The organism is Corynebacterium lipophiloflavum DSM 44291 (genome assembly GCF_000159635.1).
Classification (GTDB): Bacteria; Actinomycetota; Actinomycetes; order Mycobacteriales; family Mycobacteriaceae; genus Corynebacterium; species Corynebacterium lipophiloflavum.
Window position 1 is genome coordinate 572,725 of record NZ_GG667191.1, and the last position, 2,377, is coordinate 575,101.

General features: G+C 65.6%; 3 protein-coding genes. All 3 read right to left on the reverse strand.

The window, feature by feature from the left end:
• Window positions 1-301 precede the first annotated feature (301 nt).
• Window positions 302-790, reverse strand: coding sequence for an RrF2 family transcriptional regulator (locus HMPREF0298_RS02860; RefSeq protein ID WP_006839591.1), 489 nt, complete (start codon window positions 788-790; stop codon window positions 302-304).
• 109 nt (window positions 791-899) lie between these two features.
• Window positions 900-1,457, reverse strand: coding sequence for an NAD(P)H-dependent oxidoreductase (locus HMPREF0298_RS02865; protein ID WP_006839592.1), 558 nt, complete (start codon window positions 1,455-1,457; stop codon window positions 900-902).
• Window positions 1,458-1,478: 21 nt separating this feature from the next.
• Window positions 1,479-2,207: an SDR family NAD(P)-dependent oxidoreductase gene (locus tag HMPREF0298_RS02870; protein WP_211205413.1), complete on the reverse strand. Its 729-nt coding sequence runs from the start codon at window positions 2,205-2,207 to the stop codon at window positions 1,479-1,481.
• Window positions 2,208-2,377 lie beyond the last annotated feature (170 nt).

Sequence of the window (2,377 nt, forward strand, 5' to 3'; positions counted from 1 at the left end):
CCTATGGGCACCCCAATCCGGACGCGGTGATCGTCAACCGGGTCTTCGAGACGGCCTGAGAACGCCGGCACGCAGCGGCCATCAGGAAATGAGAAACTGGGTCGTCTCGGCTCTCCGCCCAACTTTGCAACAGCACCCCTCACCGCGGCCGCAGACGTGGTTGGCCTGACGGTCGCAGAGTTCATCCCACGCGACGTACTCGCCCTCCGCGGCTTGATCAACGGGATGCCGCTCCTGGGGAACTGACGACCCACAGGCTGGCCCGTGGCGTTCTACCTTTCGGGTAGCGGCACCGCGCCAACTATTGATGGGCGCGCTGTGCTCGGGCGAAGTCGCGCATTCTGGTGACGCCCTGTTCTCCGATCTGTTGGGTCAGTGCTTCGACAGTGACGGTGGCGAGAGAGTCGCGCCAGCGGTTCTCGGCTTCGACCATGGCGTGGTGGATACCGCAGGGGCCGGTCTCTCTGATGGCGTCGGCGTCGTTGGTGAAGATGCCGCGGCAGCGCACCTCCTCACATACGAACAGCGGGGCGTCGCCCTGCACGGTCTTGATGACGTCGAGCAGGGTCACAGTGCTCGCGGGTCTCGCGAGGAAGTAGCCGCCGCGGTTTCCCGCGGAGGATCGGATGATGCCGGCGCGCACGAGCTGCTGGAGCTGCTTGCTCAGGTAGGCGTCGGGGATATCGAACATCTCTGCCAGGGTGTGCTTGGCGAGCGGGCCGATGTCCTCGCAGGCGGAGAGCGCGACGAGGCAGTGGGCCATCCACTCGGTTCCGCGCGGCAGTTTCACACGTCGATCCTACTCAACGAAGACCCGCATTGTCCGGGTTGAGCAACGGTGCGAGCAGTAGCCCGCCCCTGCCGCGCAGATGATGCGGCAGGGGCGGAACGATCGTGGGTCACTCGCCTGGCACGAGCGTGAGGAGCCGTTCGACCAGGAACTTCATCGCTTCCAGGTTCTCGGTCGGCACCGCGTCGGGCTGGGCTTTGGAGACGCTGGAGACACCGTAGGGGTTGCCGTTGAGCGGCATCGCCTGGGCCTCGCCTGCGGCTCCGGCGGGAACGATGATCGCGCCCCAGTGGTAGAGCACGTTGTTGAACGCGAGGATCGTGGACTCCTGTCCTCCGTGGTTGGAGGCGGTGGACACGAACGTCGACATGTACTTGTCTGCCAGGGCGCCGCGCTGGTGCAGTGGCAGGGTCTGGTCGAGGAAGTGCTTCATCGGCCCCGACATTGCCCCGTACCGGCCGGGCGTGCCCCACAGAACCGCATCGGCGGCTTCTAGGTCGCCGAGGGCTTTCCGATGCGCGGCGACGGTAGCGTCTGGGTCGTCCAGTTCGGGAAGCCGGGTGGACAGGACGCCGTGTCCGAGCTGTTCGGCGTGGGTGTGCGCGGCCAGGGCCATCTGGTGCACGTTCCCCGTGCTGGAGTGGTAGATGATCGCGACGGTCTTCATCAGTGCTCGCCTCCTCGTCGGTTACAGGCTGGTGCCCATGGACACGTCGATGACCTGCCCGGTGATCGTCTGCGACGAAGACTGCGCAAGCAGGGCAACCGTCTCGGCTATGTCATCGGCCTCGGCGATCCTCCCCAGCGCCGACGACTCACGAGTGCCGGCCGCTGCTTCCTCGTTGCCGCGCAGCCAGCCGGCGTTGATGTCGGTGTCCACGACGCCGGGCGCGACGACGTTGACCGTGATGCCCCGCGACCCGAGGCTCGCGGCCATGTTGCGGGCGAGATATTCCAGGGCGATCTTGCTCATCCCGTACCCGGTCAATGCCGGGAACGCGTAGCGGGTGAGGGCAGATCCGGTGAAGACGACTTGCCCGCCAGGGCTCGTCATCTTGTCCGCCAGCCCTGCGGCGAGTGCATAGGGGGCGATGGTGTTGACCTGGAACAGGTCGCGCAGCGCCTGCTCCGTCAGCTGGGTGAAGTCGCCAAACGGCGCGATCCCGGCGTTCAGGAACGCGAGATCGACCGTGCGGCCGTCGAGTGCCGCATCGAGTTGTGGCAGCAGGGCCTCGACCGCTCCGGGTTCGGAGAAGTCGGCCTGTACCGGGGTCACGGTCGTCTGGTGCTCGGCGGCGATCTCACGGATCGGACCCAGCTCGCTGTCATCGCCGCGATGCTGGGCGATCACGTCGAAGCCCAGCGACGCCAGCCGTCGGGCTGTGGCCTGCCCGATTCCTCGGCTGGCTCCGGTCACGAGTGCGGTTCGAGTAGCGGTCATCCTTGTTGCCTCCTGGGTCGATACGGGTACGCCCTACCAAACCTAGAGTATTTGGATACTGAATGTCCAGGTGCTGTTGCAAAGTTCGGGCGACAGGAAAACCTGCGTGAAATAATCACAGCCATGGGCATCTTCTCCGGTCGTCA